The organism is Streptomyces sp. BV286, assembly GCF_019090165.1.
In the GTDB taxonomy this organism is placed as follows: Bacteria; Actinomycetota; Actinomycetes; order Streptomycetales; family Streptomycetaceae; genus Streptomyces.
The window spans coordinates 55,723-71,954 of record NZ_JAHRIB010000061.1 but is presented as its reverse complement, the minus strand read 5'-3'; the positions used below and the strand labels follow the sequence as shown (position 1 = coordinate 71,954).

At 71.7% G+C, this 16,232-nt stretch carries 13 protein-coding genes, 1 tRNA gene and 2 pseudogenes; 7 read left to right on the top strand and 9 right to left on the bottom strand.

The features are described from left to right. Positions 1-59 precede the first annotated feature (59 nt). Both KUF83_RS08890 and KUF83_RS08885 read left to right on the top strand, forming a co-directional pair. A complete protein-coding gene (locus KUF83_RS08890) occupies positions 60-1,232 on the top strand; it encodes an FAD-dependent oxidoreductase (RefSeq protein ID WP_217454125.1) in 1,173 nt (390 codons plus the stop codon). A gap of 68 nt (positions 1,233-1,300) precedes the next feature. Continuing rightward, positions 1,301-2,283, top strand: a pseudogene (locus KUF83_RS08885) (zinc-binding dehydrogenase). Between the two features lie 182 nt (positions 2,284-2,465). Here the strand turns inward: KUF83_RS08885 and KUF83_RS08880 are convergent. After that, the gene (locus KUF83_RS08880; protein WP_217454036.1) at positions 2,466-2,951 is read right to left on the bottom strand and encodes a GNAT family N-acetyltransferase; all 486 of its coding nucleotides are present in this window, start codon (positions 2,949-2,951) and stop codon (positions 2,466-2,468) included. A gap of 41 nt (positions 2,952-2,992) precedes the next feature. Then, positions 2,993-3,875 (bottom strand): annotated as a pseudogene (locus KUF83_RS08875) (aminoglycoside phosphotransferase family protein). Positions 3,876-3,898: 23 nt separating this feature from the next. Between KUF83_RS08875 and KUF83_RS08870 the strand changes: the two are divergent. Both KUF83_RS08870 and KUF83_RS08865 read left to right on the top strand, forming a co-directional pair. Next, on the top strand, positions 3,899-5,386 hold the full coding sequence (locus KUF83_RS08870; RefSeq protein ID WP_217454035.1) for an FAD-binding oxidoreductase: 1,488 nt from the start codon (positions 3,899-3,901) through the stop codon (positions 5,384-5,386). A gap of 16 nt (positions 5,387-5,402) precedes the next feature. Beyond that, positions 5,403-6,131, top strand: a complete 729-nt coding sequence (locus tag KUF83_RS08865; protein WP_217454034.1) for an alpha/beta hydrolase — start codon at positions 5,403-5,405, stop codon at positions 6,129-6,131. Between the two features lie 26 nt (positions 6,132-6,157). Here the strand turns inward: KUF83_RS08865 and KUF83_RS08860 are convergent. Continuing rightward, positions 6,158-6,231, bottom strand: a tRNA-Thr gene (locus KUF83_RS08860). A 253-nt stretch (positions 6,232-6,484) separates the two neighbouring features. Between KUF83_RS08860 and KUF83_RS08855 the strand changes: the two genes are divergently transcribed. From KUF83_RS08855 to KUF83_RS08845, 3 genes are all read left to right on the top strand, one after another. After that, positions 6,485-7,621 (top strand): ABC transporter ATP-binding protein, encoded by a 1,137-nt coding sequence (locus KUF83_RS08855; protein WP_217454033.1) that lies wholly within the window; start codon positions 6,485-6,487, stop codon positions 7,619-7,621. Between the two features lie 217 nt (positions 7,622-7,838). Beyond that, positions 7,839-8,321 carry a hypothetical protein gene (locus KUF83_RS08850; RefSeq protein WP_217454032.1) on the top strand — a complete coding sequence of 161 codons (483 nt, stop codon included), beginning with the start codon at positions 7,839-7,841 and terminating at the stop codon, positions 8,319-8,321. A gap of 165 nt (positions 8,322-8,486) precedes the next feature. Beyond that, positions 8,487-9,218, top strand: a complete 732-nt coding sequence (locus KUF83_RS08845; protein ID WP_217454031.1) for a nucleotidyltransferase family protein — start codon at positions 8,487-8,489, stop codon at positions 9,216-9,218. Positions 9,219-9,309: 91 nt separating this feature from the next. Here KUF83_RS08845 and KUF83_RS08840 read toward each other — a convergent pair whose 3' ends face one another. From KUF83_RS08840 to KUF83_RS08815, 6 genes are all read right to left on the bottom strand, one after another. Continuing rightward, on the bottom strand, positions 9,310-10,962 hold the full coding sequence (locus tag KUF83_RS08840; protein ID WP_254643566.1) for a DoxX family protein: 1,653 nt from the start codon (positions 10,960-10,962) through the stop codon (positions 9,310-9,312). 135 nt (positions 10,963-11,097) lie between these two features. Continuing rightward, a complete protein-coding gene (gene rlmB / locus KUF83_RS08835) occupies positions 11,098-12,054 on the bottom strand; it encodes a 23S rRNA (guanosine(2251)-2'-O)-methyltransferase RlmB (protein WP_217454030.1) in 957 nt (318 codons plus the stop codon). Between the two features lie 122 nt (positions 12,055-12,176). Continuing rightward, positions 12,177-13,574: a cysteine--tRNA ligase gene (cysS, locus tag KUF83_RS08830; protein ID WP_217454029.1), complete on the bottom strand. Its 1,398-nt coding sequence runs from the start codon at positions 13,572-13,574 to the stop codon at positions 12,177-12,179. Positions 13,575-13,769: 195 nt separating this feature from the next. Further along, positions 13,770-14,324 (bottom strand): 2-C-methyl-D-erythritol 2,4-cyclodiphosphate synthase, encoded by a 555-nt coding sequence (ispF, locus tag KUF83_RS08825; RefSeq protein WP_254643564.1) that lies wholly within the window; start codon positions 14,322-14,324, stop codon positions 13,770-13,772. Beyond that, positions 14,314-15,066, bottom strand: a complete 753-nt coding sequence (gene ispD, locus KUF83_RS08820; protein WP_217454028.1) for a 2-C-methyl-D-erythritol 4-phosphate cytidylyltransferase — start codon at positions 15,064-15,066, stop codon at positions 14,314-14,316. Before ispD ends, ispF begins: the two co-directional genes overlap by 11 nt. A 353-nt stretch (positions 15,067-15,419) precedes the next feature. Next, entirely contained in the window at positions 15,420-15,902 is a 483-nt protein-coding gene (locus KUF83_RS08815) for a CarD family transcriptional regulator (RefSeq protein WP_003953493.1), read from the bottom strand. Positions 15,903-16,232: the final 330 nt, after the last annotated feature.

Genomic DNA, 16,232 nt, shown 5'->3' with positions numbered 1-16,232 from the left:
CACAACACCCGCACGCAAACACTTCCGCAGCAGAGGGAGACCCACCCATGCCCCGCCCCATGCACCGCATCACCGTCATCGGCGGCGGCTTCGCCGGCCTCACCGCCGCCATCACCGCCGCGGAGGCGGGCGCCCAGGTCACCGTGTACGAAGCCCACCACACCCTCGGCGGCCGCGCCCGCACCACCGAGGGCCCGTACAGAACGAACGAGGGCCCGCACGCGCTGTACAAGGGCGGCCCCCACTGGACCTGGCTGAAGCAGCGCGATCTGATCGGCGAGCTGGCCCCGCTCCCACCTCTGGAAGCCGCCCGCCTGCGCCTCCGCCACAAGGGCGCCCTCCGCCGCACCCCGCCCTTCCCGATGCTCAAGCTCCTGCGCCGAACGGCCGAACAGGCCCCGGTGGACCAGGATTTCAGGACCTGGGCCACGAACGTCGCAGGCCCCGAAGGCGCGACCGCCGCGGCCCACTACTCCGCGGTCGCCCTCTTCCACCACGACCCGGGCGCCCTCTCCGCGGCCTTCGTGCAGGAGCGCCTGCGCCGCGCCACGAAGCTGCCCCCGGAGGCGCACTACCCGCGCGGCGGCTGGGCGAGCGTCATCGACCGCATGGCGGCCAGGGCCTGGAATCTCGGCGTGCGTGTCGAAACGCTCGCCCGCGTCGACGCGCTCCCCACCGACCACGGCCCGGTGATCGTGGCCACGTCCCTGGACGCGGCCCGCGGCCTCCTCAAGGACGGCTCGCTGTCGTGGCCGAGCGGCCGCACGGCCCTGCTCGACCTGGCCGTCCGCACTCGCCGGGGCGACGCGTTCGCCGTCTCCGACCTGGACGCGCCGGGCTGGATCGAGCGGTTCACGGCCCAGGACCGCACCCTCGCCCCGGCCGGTGAGCAGCTCCTCCAGGGCCAGATCCCGATCGCACCCCACGAGTCCCGTGCGGCGGGCATCGCCCGCGCCGAGGAACTGCTCGACCTCGCCTTCCCCGACTGGCGCGACCGCGTGACGTACCGCCGGGAGGCCCTCGCGAACGGCCGCACAGGCGCGGTCGATTTCCCCGGCACGAGCTGGCGCGACCGCCCGGCCATCGACCGCGGCGACGACGTCTACCTCGCGGGCGACCAGGTGGCGGCCCCGGGCGTGCTGTCCGAGGTGTCCTTCAACAGCGCTCTGGAGGCGGTGTCCCTGGCGTTCGGGATCCGCAGCCGGGCCGGCCTTGACCTCAAGCATGCCTGAGGTTGAACGCTTGGGCACGAGCCACTCCACCGAGCGGCACGACACCCACGACACCCAGGGGGAACCCCGTGCACGCCATCCGCCTCCACGCCTTCGGTCCCGCCGAGAACCTCACGTACGAGCGGGCCGACGCCCCCGAGCCCGCCCCCGGCCAGGTCCGTGTCGCGGTAGCCGCAGCCGGTGTGCACCTCCTCGACACCGCGCTCCGGACGGGCGTCCAGGGCCCGCTGCCGGAGCTGCCGGCCCTGCCCACCGTCCCGGGCCGCGAGGTCGCCGGCACCGTCGAGTCGCTCGGTGAGGGCGTCGCGGACCTGTGGCTGGGCAAGCGCGTCGTGGCGCATCTCGGCTTCAGCCCCGGCGGGTACGCCGAGCTCGCGGTCACGGACGTCGACCGTCTGCACGAGATCCCCGCGAACCTGGACTTCGCCCAGGCCGTCGCGATGATCGGCACGGGCCGTACGACGATGGGAATCCTCCAGTTCGCCGACCTCACCGCCGACTCCGTGGCAGTCGTCCCCGCGGCGGCGGGCGGCATCGGCACCCTTCTCGTGCAGTACGCGAAGCACGTGGGCGCCACCGTGATCGGCCTCGCGGGCGGGCCGGAGAAGGTCGCCCATGTCGAGAAGAACGGTGCCGATCTGGCCGTCGACTACAGGGACCCGAGCTGGCCGGACCGGGTCAGGAGCTTCCTCGGCGACCGCCCGGCCACCATCGTCTTCGACGGTGTGGGCGGCGACACGGCCCGTGAGGCGGTCGCCCTGCTCGCGGCCCGGGCGGCAGGCACCTCGTCTTCGGCTGGTCCGGCGCGGGCCTGCACGACGGCGGCCCGTATCTCGTCGAGGGCGTGTCGGAGTCGGTGCTCGGCCCTGTCATGATGCGGAAGGCAGGCGGCCCCAGCCCGATCCGCACCCTGGAACTGCGTGCCCTGACCGAGGCCGCCGAGGGCCGTCTGGTCCCCGCCGTCCAGCGCTTCCCTCTCGCTGAGGCGGCCGCGGCACACCGCGCGCTGGAGACGAGGGCGACCATCGGAAAAGTGGTCCTGGAACCGTGACCCCTCACACCCGCCCGGCACACCACGTCGCGCCCCACACCCCGCACCCGCACAGCACCCCACGCACCGCACGGCACCGCACCAACTGACGAGCCCGGCCGGCCGCCCCTGCGGCGTCCGTCCGCGCGGCGTCCGTCCGCGCGGCGTCCGTCCGCGCGGCGTCCGTCCCCGCGACGCCCGGCTCAGCTCCCCGACCCCAGCTCCGCCAACGCCCCGTCCGTCAGCCGGTACACCGTCCACTGGTCCTGCGGTCGCGCGCCCATCGCCTCGTAGAAGTCGATCGACGGCTTGTTCCAGTTGAGGACCGCCCACTCCAGCCGCTCGTAGCCCCGCTCCACGCAGATCCGCGCCAGTTCCCCGAGCAGCGCCTTCCCATGACCGCCGCCCCGGGCCTGGGGCCGTACGTACAGGTCCTCCAGGTAGATGCCGTGCACCCCGCGCCACGTGGAGAAGTTCAGGAACCACAGCGCGAACCCGACCGGCTCGCCCTCCGCGGACTCCGCGGACTCCGCGATGTGCGCGAAGGCGGCCGGCCGCTCCCCGAAGAGCGCCTCCCGCAACTGCTCCTCGGTGGCCCTGGCCTCGTCCACCACCTTCTCGTACTCGGCCAGTTCACGGATCATGGAGTGGATCACGGGCACATCAGCGGGCGTCGCCGTACGAATCATGCGGGCAGGCTACGACAGCCCGGGGCCGGGGCCGGAAGGGCTCAACGCCCCAGCAGCAGCCGGGCGAGGGCGACCTGCTCCTCGTCGAGCGCCTCGCCCTCCTCGACGTTCCACAGTGAGTTCTGCAGCACCCGCCCCAGCGTCCAGGCACGCGCCCGGTCCCGGTCCACGCCCAGCGTCTCCGTCATGAGGTCGAAGCGGCGCGTCAACCGGCCCTCGTCGAACCGGTTCCAGAGCGCGGGCAGCAGTTCGAAGCAGGGGTCCCCGGCGAGCGGCTTCGGGTCGATGACGAGCCAGGGCTCACGGTCGGCCGCGAGGACGTTCTCGAAGTGCAGGTCCCAGTGCAGCAGCCGGTCCCCGGGCTCGTCCGCGACCTCGCGCACGGCCGCCGCGCAGTCCGCCAGCAGCCGCCGGTCGCCCTCCGCCGCAAGGGAGTTCAGCACCGGCGGCAACCGCTCGAACATGCCCGCCACGACACCGTCGAGCCGTCGCAGGCCCGCGGGCGCCGGTACGGCCGAGATCCGCGCCAGCAGTTCCGCGAGAACCGCGGTCGCCTCCATCACGTCCGGCACGGACGCCAACGGCCGGTCCTCGTCGAGCCGTTCCAGCAACAGCGTGCCGGTCTCCGCGTCCTCGTCCAGCAGCCGTACGGCTCCGTCACCGCTCCAGGTCCGCAGCGCGAGCCCTTCACCGGCTGTCTCCTCGTCGACGTCCTGCAGCTTCAGCGCGGCCGGCGTCCCGTCGCCGCACACCACGGGCAGCACGACCGAGACCCGCCCGCTCATGGGCGCCCCCTGCTGCCGCAGCCCCCACCGCTCCAGAAACAGCCCGCCCCGCTCCAGCAGTCGCCCGTACCCGGCCATCGACTCCACCCTCACGCCCACCTTCACGAGAACCACGAAATCCGAAGGAGACACCCGCCACCCCGAGAAGCTAACGTCCCGCGCATGAGCAGCACGGAGAACGCGGAGCACGCGGACAGCGCGGACAACGCGGAGCACGCGGCCGGCACGGACCACCAGACACCCCACGTGCCCCGCACGCCCCGCACCGTAGTCAACGGCGGCATCTCGTTCTGGTACGCGCAGGACGGCCTCCCCGCCCCCCGCGAGCCCCTCCCGGGTGACGCGAGCGCCGACGTCGTGATCGTCGGCGGCGGCTACACCGGCCTGTGGACGGCCTACTACCTGAAGAAGGCCGCCCCCTTCCTCCGCATCACCGTCCTGGAGCAGAAGTTCTGCGGCTACGGCGCCTCCGGGCGCAACGGCGGCTGGCTCTACAACGGCATCGCGGGCCGTGACAGCTACGCGCGCCTGCACGGCCACGAGGCCGCCGTACGCCTCCAGGAGGCCATGAACGCCACGGTCGACGAGGTGGTCAGGGTCGCCGGCGAGGAAGGTATCGACGCCGACATCCACCAGGGCGGCGTACTCGAAGTCGCGTACACCCCGGCGCAGCTCGCCCGCCTGAAGGCCTTCCACGAGACGGAACTCTCGTACGGCGAGAAGGACCGCGAGCTGTACGGCGCCCGCGAGACCGCCGACCGCATCCGGGTCGCGGACGCCGTCGGTTCGACCTGGACCCCGCACGGCGCCCGCCTGCACCCGGTCAAGCTCCTCAAGGGCCTCGCGGCGGCCGTCGAGGAACTCGGCGTCACGATCCACGAGTCGACCCCCGTCACCGAGATCAGACCCAAGCACGCCGTCACCCCGTACGGCACGGTCCGGGCCCCGTACGTCCTGCGCTGCACGGAGGGCTTCACGGCCTCCCTCAAGGGCCACAGGCGCACCTGGCTCCCCATGAACTCCTCGATGATCGCCACCGAGCCCCTGACCCCCGCCCAGTGGGAGTCCGTCGGCTGGGAGGGCCGCGAGACCCTCGGCGACATGGCGCACGCCTACATGTACGCCCAGCGCACCGCCGACGACCGCATCGCGCTCGGCGGCCGCGGAGTCCCGTACCGCTTCGGCTCCCGCACGGACAACGACGGCCGTACCCAGGCCGCGACGGTCGAGGCACTGCGCGAACTCCTCGTCCGCTTCTTCCCCCAGCTCACGGACGTCGCCGTGACCCACGCCTGGTCGGGCGTCCTCGGCGTGCCGCGCGACTGGTGCGCCACGGTCACCCTCGACCGCTCCACCGGCCTCGGCTGGGCAGGCGGCTACGTGGGCTCGGGCGTCGCGACGGCCAACCTCGCCGCCCGCACCCTGCGGGACCTGGTCCAGCGCGACTCCGGCCAGTCGGGCGCGACCGACCTCACCACCCTCCCCTGGGTCGAACACAAGGTCCGTAAGTGGGAACCCGAGCCTTTCCGCTGGCTCGGGGTACACGGCATGTACGCGACGTATCGAGCCGCCGACCGCCGCGAAGTCACCACCCGTGCCGCACAGTCGTCCCGGATCGCGCGTATCGCCGACCGGGTCGCGGGCCGCTGAGAGACAGGGGAACCCCATGAGCACCGCAGTCATGGACACCGTCCGCTACTCGTCCGACGGTCAGCTCCTCGACATCCACCGCGCCGCCGCCCCGGACGCCCCGACGGTCCTGCTCTGGCACGGCCGCGGCCCCGCCGAACGGGACGTCCTCGGCGCGCTGGCCGCGGAGGTCGCCCGCCTCGGCGCGACCGTCATAGTCCCCGACTGGCACCCGGACGCCGCCGACGGCGGCCGCCCCCAGCTCGCCGCGTCCCTCCGCTTCACCTGGGACTTCGTACGGGACCCGGCCGAGGTCGTCCTCGTCGGCTGGTCCCTGGGCGGCCGGGCCGCGATGGCCACGGCCCTGCGCCCCGACCCGCCGGAGGGCTGGCGCCCGGCCGCCGTGGTCGGCATCGCCGCCCGCTACAACCAGCCCGAACCGCTGCTCGGCCTGCCCTCCCCCATGGACGTCTGCGCCTCCGCCCCGCCGCTGCCCATCCACCTGGTGCACGGCTCGCAGGACACGGTGTGCGACTTCGCCAACGCGGGCGAGTTCCAGCGCGTCCTGGCCGAGTGCGGCCGCACGGCACCCCTCACGGAGCTCACCACGGACCACCCGGGCGCGGTGATGGCCGAGTACTCCCCCGAGTGGGGCCGCTGCCGCCCCGCCCACTCCGGATCGGCCCACCGCGAGGGCCTGCGCACGGCCCGGGTCATCGCCCAGGCAGCGGGCGTACCCACGCGAAAGGCCCAGACCACGAAGTGACCTGGGCCTTTCGGCACTGCATCCGGAGCCCCCTGTCGGATTCGAACCGACGACCTACGCATTACAAGTGCGTTGCTCTGGCCAGCTGAGCTAAGGAGGCCTGCACGCGGGCGTGCTCTGCGCGTACCCGCGGGCACGCCCGAGCAGTGTACCCACGTCACAGAGGGGCTCCGTCGAAAATTTCCTCGAACTTCATCGCTCTCGGAGTACTGACAGAACGTGTGAACGCGGGGTAGCGTCCTGACCCAGTTCGCTCATGTGGACTACACCACTACGGACCGTTCCGTAGCGGTCACACCACCTTTACAACGGATCGTCCGGCACGTTCCTGCCGGTGAAGGGGGCCCAGCACCGTGGCCACTGTCTCGTTCAACAAGGCGACCCGCATCTACCCGGGTGGCGACAAGCCCGCCGTCGACCAGCTCGAGCTCGACGTCGCGGACGGCGAGTTCCTCGTCCTCGTCGGTCCCTCCGGCTGTGGAAAGTCCACCTCCCTGCGCATGCTCGCGGGTCTCGAGGACGTCAACGCCGGTTCGATCCACATCGGCGACCGCGACGTCACGCACCTGCCGCCGAAGGACCGGGACATCGCCATGGTGTTCCAGAACTACGCGCTGTACCCGCACATGACCGTCGCGGACAACATGGGCTTCGCGCTCAAGATCGCCGGCATCAACAAGGCCGAGATCCGCCAGAAGGTCGAGGACGCGGCGAAGATCCTCGACCTCACCGACTACCTGGCCCGCAAGCCGAAGGCCCTCTCCGGCGGTCAGCGCCAGCGTGTCGCCATGGGTCGCGCCATCGTGCGTGAGCCCCAGGTGTTCCTCATGGACGAGCCGCTGTCGAACCTCGACGCCAAGCTCCGCGTCTCGACCCGTACGCAGATCGCGTCGCTGCAGCGCCGCCTCGGCATCACCACGGTGTACGTCACCCACGACCAGGTCGAGGCCATGACGATGGGCGACCGCGTCGCGGTCCTCAAGGACGGTCTGCTCCAGCAGGTCGACTCGCCGCGCAACATGTACGACCGCCCGGCGAACCTCTTCGTGGCCGGCTTCATCGGCTCCCCCGCGATGAACCTCGTCGAGGTCCCGATCACCGACGGCGGTGTGAAGTTCGGCAACAGCGTGGTGCCCGTCAACCGCGAGGCCCTCACGGCCGCCTCCGCCAAGGGTGACACCACGGTCACCGTCGGCGTCCGCCCGGAGCACTTCGACATCGTCGAGCACAACGGCGCCGCGGCCGCCTCCCTGTCGAAGGACACCGAGGACGCCCCGGCGGGCCTCGCCGTCACCGTGAACGTCGTCGAGGAGCTCGGCGCCGACGGTTACGTCTACGGCAGCGCCAAGGTCGACGGCGAACTCAAGGACCTGGTGGTGCGCGTCAGCGGCCGCGCGGTCCCGGACAAGGGCGCCACGCTGCACGTCGTGCCGCGTCCGGGCGAGACCCACGTGTTCTCGACGTCCACCGGTGAGCGCCTCACCGACTGACCCGACCGGCCGGGCGGATCCCGGAGAATTCACCCAGGTTGACGAAGAAGGCCCCGCAGACCACTGCGGGGCCTTCTTCGTTGTCGACAAATACCCCGGCAGACCGGTCATTTCGACACCTGTTCGTCAACATCAAACTCGAAAATGAGGATTCGCCCGTCCCCCGAACTGATTACTAAATGTCGCCAAATCATCACCCCGCGCTACCCTCACTCGCGTGAAGCACTCCACTAACCACTCGACGCGACACGGCCGCGGCTCCGCCGACCGACCGACACGGCACGGGCGCGGCCCGGCCCGCCGGATCGGCCGTACTCTCGCCCTCGTTCTGCCCGTCGTCCTGGTGCTCTCCGGGACGCTCGCGGTCACCCGAGTCAACTGGTCGGGGAACGACTCCTCCACGTCGGCGCTCGCGGCGTCCGCCGCGGACGTCTCCCGGCGCGCCCCGTCCCGCACTCCGCAGGACGTGCTGCGCGACCAGCTCCTGATCGAACTCCAGGAGAAGAACCCGGGCGTGGCCCTCACCCACCTCCAGGAGGCCGTGAACGACCGACCTTCCCTCGGCAAGCACTGCGCGTCCATCGCCCGTGCCCTGGGCCGCGCCGCGGTCCGCGCGTACGGTCCGACCCGCGCCCAGTCGTTCGCCCGCCCGGTCTGCGACACGTCCTTCGCCACGGGCGTGGCAGCCCAGCACACCTGAGGCGGACAGCGGCCCCGTCGGCGGGGGCTGTGCCCCGGCAGGGGTGCAGCCCCGAAGGGGCGCGGGTGTCTGCGCGCCCAGCCCCCACCGTCCCGCGGACGCCCGCCCGCGCGGCCCGCAGCTCCCCCTCCGCACATCCCGCGGGGCGCCACGTAAAGTTCGGGCATGACCGATCCGAACGCCGCGTCGCGCCCCGTTCAAGCCGTCGTCCTGGCCGGCGGCCAGGGCTCCCGGCTGCGTCCCTACACCGACGACCGTCCCAAGCCGATGGTCGAGATTCCCGGCACCGGGACCCCGATCATCGGCCACCAGCTGGCCTGGCTCGCCGAGGAGGGCGTCACCGACGTCGTCGTCTCGTGCGGTCACCTCGCCGAAGTGCTCCAGCAGTGGCTGGAGTCGGCGGACCTGCCCGTCTCCGTGACCACCGTGGTCGAGACGGAGCCCCTGGGCCGTGGTGGCGGCCTCAAGTTCGCCGCCAAGCACCTGCCCCACCCCGACCGCCCCTGGTACGCGACGAACGGTGACATCTGGACCCGTTTCTCGCTGCGGGAGATGGCGGACTTCCACACCGAGCGCGACGCGGTCGCCACCCTCGCGCTGGCCCGCCCCCGCATCCCGTGGGGCGCCGTCGAGACCGACGACTTCGGTCACATCACGGACTTCATCGAGTCCCCGCCGACCGCGTACGGCATCAACGCGGGCGTGTACGTCTTCTCCCCCGAGTTCGCCGACCTGCTTCCCGCCCTCGGTGACCACGAGCGTTCCACTTTCCCGCGCCTGGCGCGCGAGCGCCGCCTGGCCGGCTACCCGATCCCCCAGGGCGCCTACTGGCGCGCCATCGACACCGCCAAGGACCTCACGGAGGCGGCCAAGGAGCTGGCGGCACTGGGGCGCTGAGGTCACTGCCTCCGCCCGCGGACCTGTCCCACACGCCGATGGGGCCCCGCACCTGAGTGGTGCGGGGCCCCATCGACGTCGTACGGGTTCCTCAGCCGAGCAGACCGCCCACGAGCCCGGAGCCGCCGCCGGAGCCTCCGGAGCCCCCGCTGCCGCCCGAGCCGCCTCCGGAGCCGCTGCCGCCGCCCGAGCCGGTACCGCCCGTGGTGCCGCCCGAGGAGGACGGTCCCGCGCTGGTGCTGGGCGCCTGCGGCGGTGCCGACTGCTGCGGCGGGGCCTGGCCGGAGCCCTGCGTCTGGCTGGGCTGGCCCGCGCCGGCGCCGGCCGTCTCGCGGGCCGCGGCGCCTGGGGTGGTCGCGGCGGCACCCGAGGGGCTCGCCGACGTCGCGCCCCGGGTGGGCGAGTTGGACGCCGACGGGCTCTGCTTGTCGCGGCGCTGGCCGGGCTCCTCCGGGAGCGGGGAGCCGGGCAGTTCGTTGCGCGGAGCCTCACCCGGGCCGGGGACGACCACGCGGTCGGCGTCACGGACGGCGCCGCCGAGCAGCGAACCGATGAGCAGGGTGAGCCCGACGACGATCGCCGCGACGAGTGCGCCGCGCCGCAGTACGCGCCGGCGCAGCTCCCAGATCTCGGCGCGCGGCCCGAGCGTGCGCCAGGCCTCGCCCGCGAGACGGCCGTCGACGGAGTAGACGGGGGCGCCCGCGATGATCAGCGGCGACCAGGCCGCCAGGTAGATGATGTCGGGCGCGTCGTAGGCGGGGACGGACTTCCAGCTGACGGTGAGCAGCAGCGCCGCCGACAGCAGTGCGCCGACGACCGCCGCCACCCGCTGCCACAGGCCGAGGACGGTGAGGACGCCGACGATCACCTGGAAGAAGGCGATGAGGAGTCCGGCGCCGACGGGGTGCTGCAGTGCGAACTCGCGCAGGGGCTCGGCGAGTTCCCAGGGGTGCAGCGAGTTGAGCCACTTGACCATGGAGCCGCGCTTGCCGCCGTCGAAGTAGACGGGGTCGCAGAGCTTGCCCATGCCTGCGTAGATGGAGATGAAGCCGAGGAAGACGCGGAGCGGGAGCAGGACGACGCCGAGGTTCATCCGGCGACCGGGGTAGTACCCGTGCCGGACCGGAGCGGCGCCGTGCCGCTTGAGCTCCGAGCCGTCGTCGTCCCGGTACTCGTCGTCGTAGGAGTCGTCGCCGAACTCGCCCTGGGCGTACGGGGATTCGTCGAGCTCCTCGTACGCGCTCCCGGCGCTGCGCATCTGCTGCGGCAGGAGGCGGGTCTCGGGGCCGCGGACGGCGGGGGTCTCGACGGTGGCGTCGACGTCGAACCCGGCGGGACCGCCGCCGTCGACACGCGGGATGACCTGGGTCGAACCGCCTTCGCCCGCCGGTTCCTCGGCGCCGTGCCGCAGACTCGTACTCCGTACGGCCTGCAACAACCGGGTGGCGCCGGTGTCGTCGGGGGCGGACTTCCCGCTCCAGACGACGGGCGCGCGGCGGCGGGTGCCTGCGGCGGTTCCGACGGCGGGGATGCGCGCTGTGTCGTCGCCCTGGCTCAAGTGCCGCGCGGCACGCGGGGACTGGGCCCGCGGCGCGGTGTTGAGCTGCACGCGGAAGCTCGCATGATTGACGATGACCTGCGCCGGATCGCTCGGCACCTTCACCATGCTCAGCGCGGGAGCGTCGTCGAATCCCAACGAGCGGTCCCCCGTGGGTGTGCGGGGTGTTCTGGTGTCCACACTCATCTAACCGAGTGACGTGTGTTTAGGACACTGCTTTGACCGGGCCGATCTGTCCGGACCCCGTCAAGATCAACCAGCCCGCCCGAATCGCCCCGCGGGGACGGTGTTCGGCACCGCCCCCGGTCCGGCGAAACGCTGTCAGACCCGGCGCCGCGAGGCCTCGTACAGCACAACTCCCGCGGCCACACCGGCGTTCAGCGACTCGGTGCCGCCCGGCATCGGGATGCGCACCCGGAAGTCGCAGGTCTCGCCCACGAGTCGCGACAGGCCCTTGCCCTCGCTGCCGACGACGATGACGACGGGACCGCTGAGCGCCTCCAGGTCGCCGACCTCGGCCTCGCCGTCCGCGGCGAGACCGACCACGACGAGCCCGGCCTTCTTGTAGGACTCGAGGGCCCGGGTCAGGTTGGCGGCACGGGCCACGGGCGTACGGGCCGCCGCGCCGGCGGAGGTCTTCCAGGCACCGGCGGTCATGCCGGCCGCGCGGCGCTCGGGCACGACCACGCCGTGGCCGCCGAAGGCGGAGACGGACCGGACGACGGCTCCGAGGTTGCGCGGGTCCGTCACACCGTCGAGCGCGACGATCAGCGGGTCCCTGCCCTCGTCGTACGCGGCGGCGGCGAGGTCCTCGGGGTGCGCGTACTCGTACGGCGGGACCTGGAGGACGAGCCCCTGGTGGTTGAGCCCGTTGGTCATGCGGTCGAGCTCGGGGCGGGGGGCCTCCATGAGGTGGATGCCACCGCGGTCCGCGGCGAGCTGGAGCGCCTCGCGCACCCGCTCGTCGTTGTCGATGAACTGCTGGACGTACAGCATCGTCGCGGGCACGCCCTCGCGCAGCGCCTCGACGACGGAGTTGCGCCCGACGACCATCTCGGACGTGCCCTTGCCGCCCCGGCCGCCGCGCGGCGAGGGACGACGCACGGTCTGCTTCGCGTTGGTCCTGGCGTTGGCGTTGGCGATGCGGTTCTTCTTGTGTCCCTTGCGCGCCTCGGCGGGCGGGGTCGGGCCCTTGCCTTCCAGGCCCCGGCGTCGCTGGCCGCCACTGCCGACCTGCGCGCCCTTCTTGCCGGACATGCGGCGGTTGTTAGCGGCCATGACCTACCTGTCTGTGCGCGGACGTACGCGTGTACGCCTCTGGTGTACGTGTCTGTGAAATGCCGTGCGTCTACGAGTGTGCCGCCCGGAGACCCGGACGGCACAATCGATCAAGGAAACGCTCAGCGCGGGCCGAGGGTCCAGCGCGGGCCCTGGGGGCCGTCCTCGATGACGAGACCGGACTGGTTGAGCTGGTCGCGGATGGCGTCGGCGGTGGCCCAGTCCTTGCGGGTCCGGGCGGACTCGCGCTGCTGGAGCACCAGCCGTACGAGCGTGTCGACGACCCCGTGCAGGTCCTCGCCGCGGTCGCTCTCGCCCGCCCAGTGCGGGTCGAGCGGGTCGAGGCCGAGGACGGCGAGCATCGCCCTGACCTCGGCGAGCCGGGCGACGGCCGCTTCCTTGTCGTCGGCGGCCAGGGCGCTGTTGCCCTGGCGGACCGTGGTGTGGACGATCGCGAGCGCCTGCGGGACGCCCAGGTCGTCGTCCATCGCCTCGGCGAACGCCGGCGGCACCTCGGCCGCGGGCTCGACGGCGCCGGCCTTCTCCACCACGCGCTGCACGAAGCCCTCGATCCGCGCGAACGCCGACTCGGCCTCGCGCAGCGCCTCTTCGCTGTACTCGATGGTGGAGCGGTAGTGCGGGGTGCCGAGGTAGTAGCGCAGCACGATGGGGCGCCACGCCTTGACCATCTCGCTCACCAGCACGGAGTTGCCGAGCGACTTCGACATCTTCTCGCCGCTCATGGTGACCCACGAGTTGTGCACCCAGTAGTGCGCGAACTCGTCACCGAAGCCCTTGGCCTGGGCGATCTCGTTCTCGTGGTGCGGGAAGATCAGGTCGATGCCGCCGCCGTGGATGTCGAACGCGGCACCCAGGTACTTGTGCGCCATGGCGCTGCACTCCAGGTGCCAGCCGGGCCGGCCGCGCCCCCAGGGCGTCTCCCAGGAGGGCTCGCCGGGCTTGACCGTCTTCCACATGGCGAAGTCCCGCGGATCCCGCTTGCCGGTCTCGCCGTCCTCAGCGGGCTGGCGCAGCTCGTCCAGGTCCTGGTTGGAGAGGGAGAGGTAGCCGGGCAGGGACCGCACGTCGAAGTAGACGTTCCCGTCGGCCTCGTACGCGTGACCGCGCTCGATGAGCGTGCGCATCATCTCGACCATCTCGGTCACGTGACCGGTGGCCCGCGGCTCGTACGTCGGCGGCAGGCAGCCCAGTGCCGCGTAGCCGTCGTTGAACGCGCGCTCGTTCTCGTAGCCGATCGACCACCACGGCCTGTTCTGCTCCGCGGACTTCCTGATGATCTTGTCGTCGATGTCCGTCACGTTCCGGACGAACGTGACGTCGTAGCCGCGGTGCTCGAACCAGCGGCGCATGATGTCGAAGTTCAGCCCGGACCGGATGTGCCCGATGTGCGGGGCCGCCTGCACCGTGGCGCCACACAGGTAGATCGAGACACAACCCGGCGTGATCGGGGTGAAATCGCGAATCTGCCGGGCGCTGGTGTCGTACAGCCGAATAGTCACCCCACCAGGGTAGTGGGCAGTGGGCAGTGCCCCGCGACCCTTCCGGCACATGGGGCACGATTCGTGACATCTGCGTCCCGCGGTCGCCGCGCCCAGGGGATTCCGCCCCGGATTCCGGCCCCTTCGGCGTGCGAAAAACGGAGTCGCGGGGTGGAACCCCGAGCAGTACCCGAGCAGGGGGGTGAGGGACCCCGCTCAAGCCACCCGTGCCACCAGCGCCGTGGCGACCGCCATCAGCCCCTCGTCGCGTCCGGGGAACCCGAGGCCGTCGGTCGTGGCCCCGGACACCGACACCGGCGCCCCGACCGCCTCCGAGAGGACCTTCTGCGCCTCGTCCCGCCGCTTGCCGATCTTGGGCCGGGGGCCGACGACCTGCACGGCGACGTTGCCGATCGTGAACCCCGCCGCCCGGACGATGCGGGCCGCCTCCGTCAGGAGGGTCACCCCGGACGCCCCGGACCACTCGGCCCGTCCCGTACCGAAGTGCTGTCCCAGGTCGCCGAGCCCCGCCGCGGAGAACAGCGCGTTGCACGCGGCGTGCGCGACGACGTCCGCGTCTGAGTGGCCCGCGAGCCCGGGCCCCTCGCCCTCCCACTTCAGCCCGGCGCACCACAACTCCCTGCCCTCTTCGAAGGCGTGGATGTCGGTGCCGATGCCGACCTGCGGCAACAGGGGCGCCCCAGACCGGGATGCCTCGGACTGCGACGTCTCGGACTGAGGTGTCTCGGACTGAGGTGTCTCAGAAGCCATCGTTCATCCTCCGGCGGGCCAGAACCGCCTCCGCGAGCACCAGGTCCAGCGGACGCGTCACCTTGAACGCCTCCTCGTGGCCGGGCACGACCACGACCGGGAGCCCGAGCTGTTCGACCATGCTCGCGTCGTCGGTGACGTTGTCCGTGACCGTCTCGTGGGCCCGTACGAGGGTGTCGCGTTCGAAGCCCTGGGGGGTCTGGACGGCACGCAGCCGCGCCCGCTCCGGCGTGTCGACCACGGGCTCGGGCTCCCCGGGCGCCGCGGGGGGCCCGACCTGCTTGACGGTGTCCGCGAGCGGCAGCGCCGGGACGACGGCGGGAGCGCCGTCGCGGACCGCCTCGATGACGCCGTCGACCGTGTCGACGGGCACGAGCGGGCGCGCCGCGTCGTGCACGAGCACGATGTCGATGCCGGGCGGCAGCGCGTCGAGCCCGAGCCGCACGGACTCCTGCCGGCTCTCGCCGCCGGGCACGACGAGGAAGTCGGTCCGCTCGGGCAGCGCGTGCGCGTCGAGGAGTGTCTTGACCTCGGCGGCCCCGTCGGGCGGAGCCACGACGACGACGAGGGAGACGGCACGCGACGCGGCCATGGCCCGCACCGCGTGGATGAGCATGGGAGTGCCGTTCAGCGCGCGAAGCGCTTTGGGAGCGCCCGGGCCAAGGCGTACGCCCCGGCCGGCGGCCGGAATCACGGCCGCCGTACGGGCCCCCGAGGGCGAGGGGCGCGAATCGTCAGACATCGGTTCCTGTCAGGTTTGTGTGCTCGGCCGACATGGGTATGGCCTGGGCGTGCCCCCGGCTCGCAGAGTTCGGGGGTGTGCCGGGCGCGACGCCCCGACCGGACCCTTCCGTGACATCCGGTCGAGCAGGCTGCACGGGCCCGGCACACCTAGTATCGGATCCCTGAATTGTTCAGAGGTCCGAAGAGTGCGCGGCCCCCCGCGTCTCGGGTTTCCGGGAGTGCACGGTTTCCGGGTACGGACATGCCGCAGCGCCCGGCGACAATGGATACGTCATCGGGCACCGCGGCATTTCATTGCGCCGAACCGCTCGTTTCGCCTCAGGTCAGAAAGCGATCAGAGTGTGACGGGCGTCAGGACGCGAGGACCTCGTCGAGCAGGGCCTCGGCCTTGTCCTCGTTCGTGTTCTCCGCGAGGGCGAGCTCGCTCACCAGGATCTGGCGGGCCTTGGCGAGCATGCGCTTCTCGCCGGCGGAGAGTCCACGCTCGCGCTCACGACGCCACAGGTCACGGACTACTTCCGCCACCTTGATGACATCGCCGGAGGCGAGCTTCTCGAGATTTGCCTTGTAACGACGCGACCAGTTCGTGGGCTCTTCGGCGTACGGCGCGCGCAGTACCTCGAAGACCCGGTCCAGCCCATCCTGACCGACCACATCACGTACGCCGACGAACTCCGCATTGTCCGCTGGCACACGCACTGTCAGGTCACCCTGGGCGACCTTCAGCACCAAGTAGGTCTTGTCCACGCCTTTGATCTGGCGAGTTTCGATAGCCTCGATCAGCGCGGCCCCGTGATGGGGATAGACCACGGTGTCGCCAACCTTGAACGTCATGTGACAGGTACCCCTTCCGTGGCTATCCAGAGTAACACGGAAACTGCGGGTTCTGAATGGCGTTTTCGCAGGTCAGGGCACATCTCGGGGCTTGACAATCGCAACAGGAACGTGCTGCGGAGGGGGAGCGGAAGACGGTATTCGCAGGTCGGAGCGGCTCTCCGAGCGGGGCGAAACGCGCACGTTACAACATCCAGGAGGCCCGCTCACGTGCCTGAACGTCCGGATTTGTCGGGTTCAGGGAGCCGATCCTCCGCTACTCCGTTCGGTGCACGGAGTCACGTACGAGACGAATCCGGAATTGATCACGGGGACGGGAGATCGCCCGAA

Excerpts from the sequence above, each read along its gene's own strand:
- rlmB (WP_217454030.1), bottom strand. The coding sequence starts at position 12,054 with ATGGCCGCTAACAACCGCCGCATGTCCGGCAAGAAGGGCGCGCAGGTC.
- KUF83_RS08880 (WP_217454036.1), bottom strand. The coding sequence starts at position 2,951 with ATGATTCGTACGGCGACGCCCGCTGATGTGCCCGTGATCCACTCCATG.
- KUF83_RS08890 (WP_217454125.1), top strand. The coding sequence starts at position 60 with ATGCACCGCATCACCGTCATCGGCGGCGGCTTCGCCGGCCTCACCGCC.
- KUF83_RS08840 (WP_254643566.1), bottom strand. The coding sequence starts at position 10,962 with ATGAGTGTGGACACCAGAACACCCCGCACACCCACGGGGGACCGCTCG.
- KUF83_RS08865 (WP_217454034.1), top strand. The coding sequence starts at position 5,403 with ATGAGCACCGCAGTCATGGACACCGTCCGCTACTCGTCCGACGGTCAG.
- ispD (WP_217454028.1), bottom strand. The coding sequence starts at position 15,066 with ATGTCTGACGATTCGCGCCCCTCGCCCTCGGGGGCCCGTACGGCGGCC.
- KUF83_RS08845 (WP_217454031.1), top strand. The coding sequence starts at position 8,487 with ATGACCGATCCGAACGCCGCGTCGCGCCCCGTTCAAGCCGTCGTCCTG.
- KUF83_RS08870 (WP_217454035.1), top strand. The coding sequence starts at position 3,899 with ATGAGCAGCACGGAGAACGCGGAGCACGCGGACAGCGCGGACAACGCG.
- KUF83_RS08815 (WP_003953493.1), bottom strand. The coding sequence starts at position 15,902 with ATGACGTTCAAGGTTGGCGACACCGTGGTCTATCCCCATCACGGGGCC.
- ispF (WP_254643564.1), bottom strand. The coding sequence starts at position 14,324 with ATGGCTTCTGAGACACCTCAGTCCGAGACACCTCAGTCCGAGACGTCG.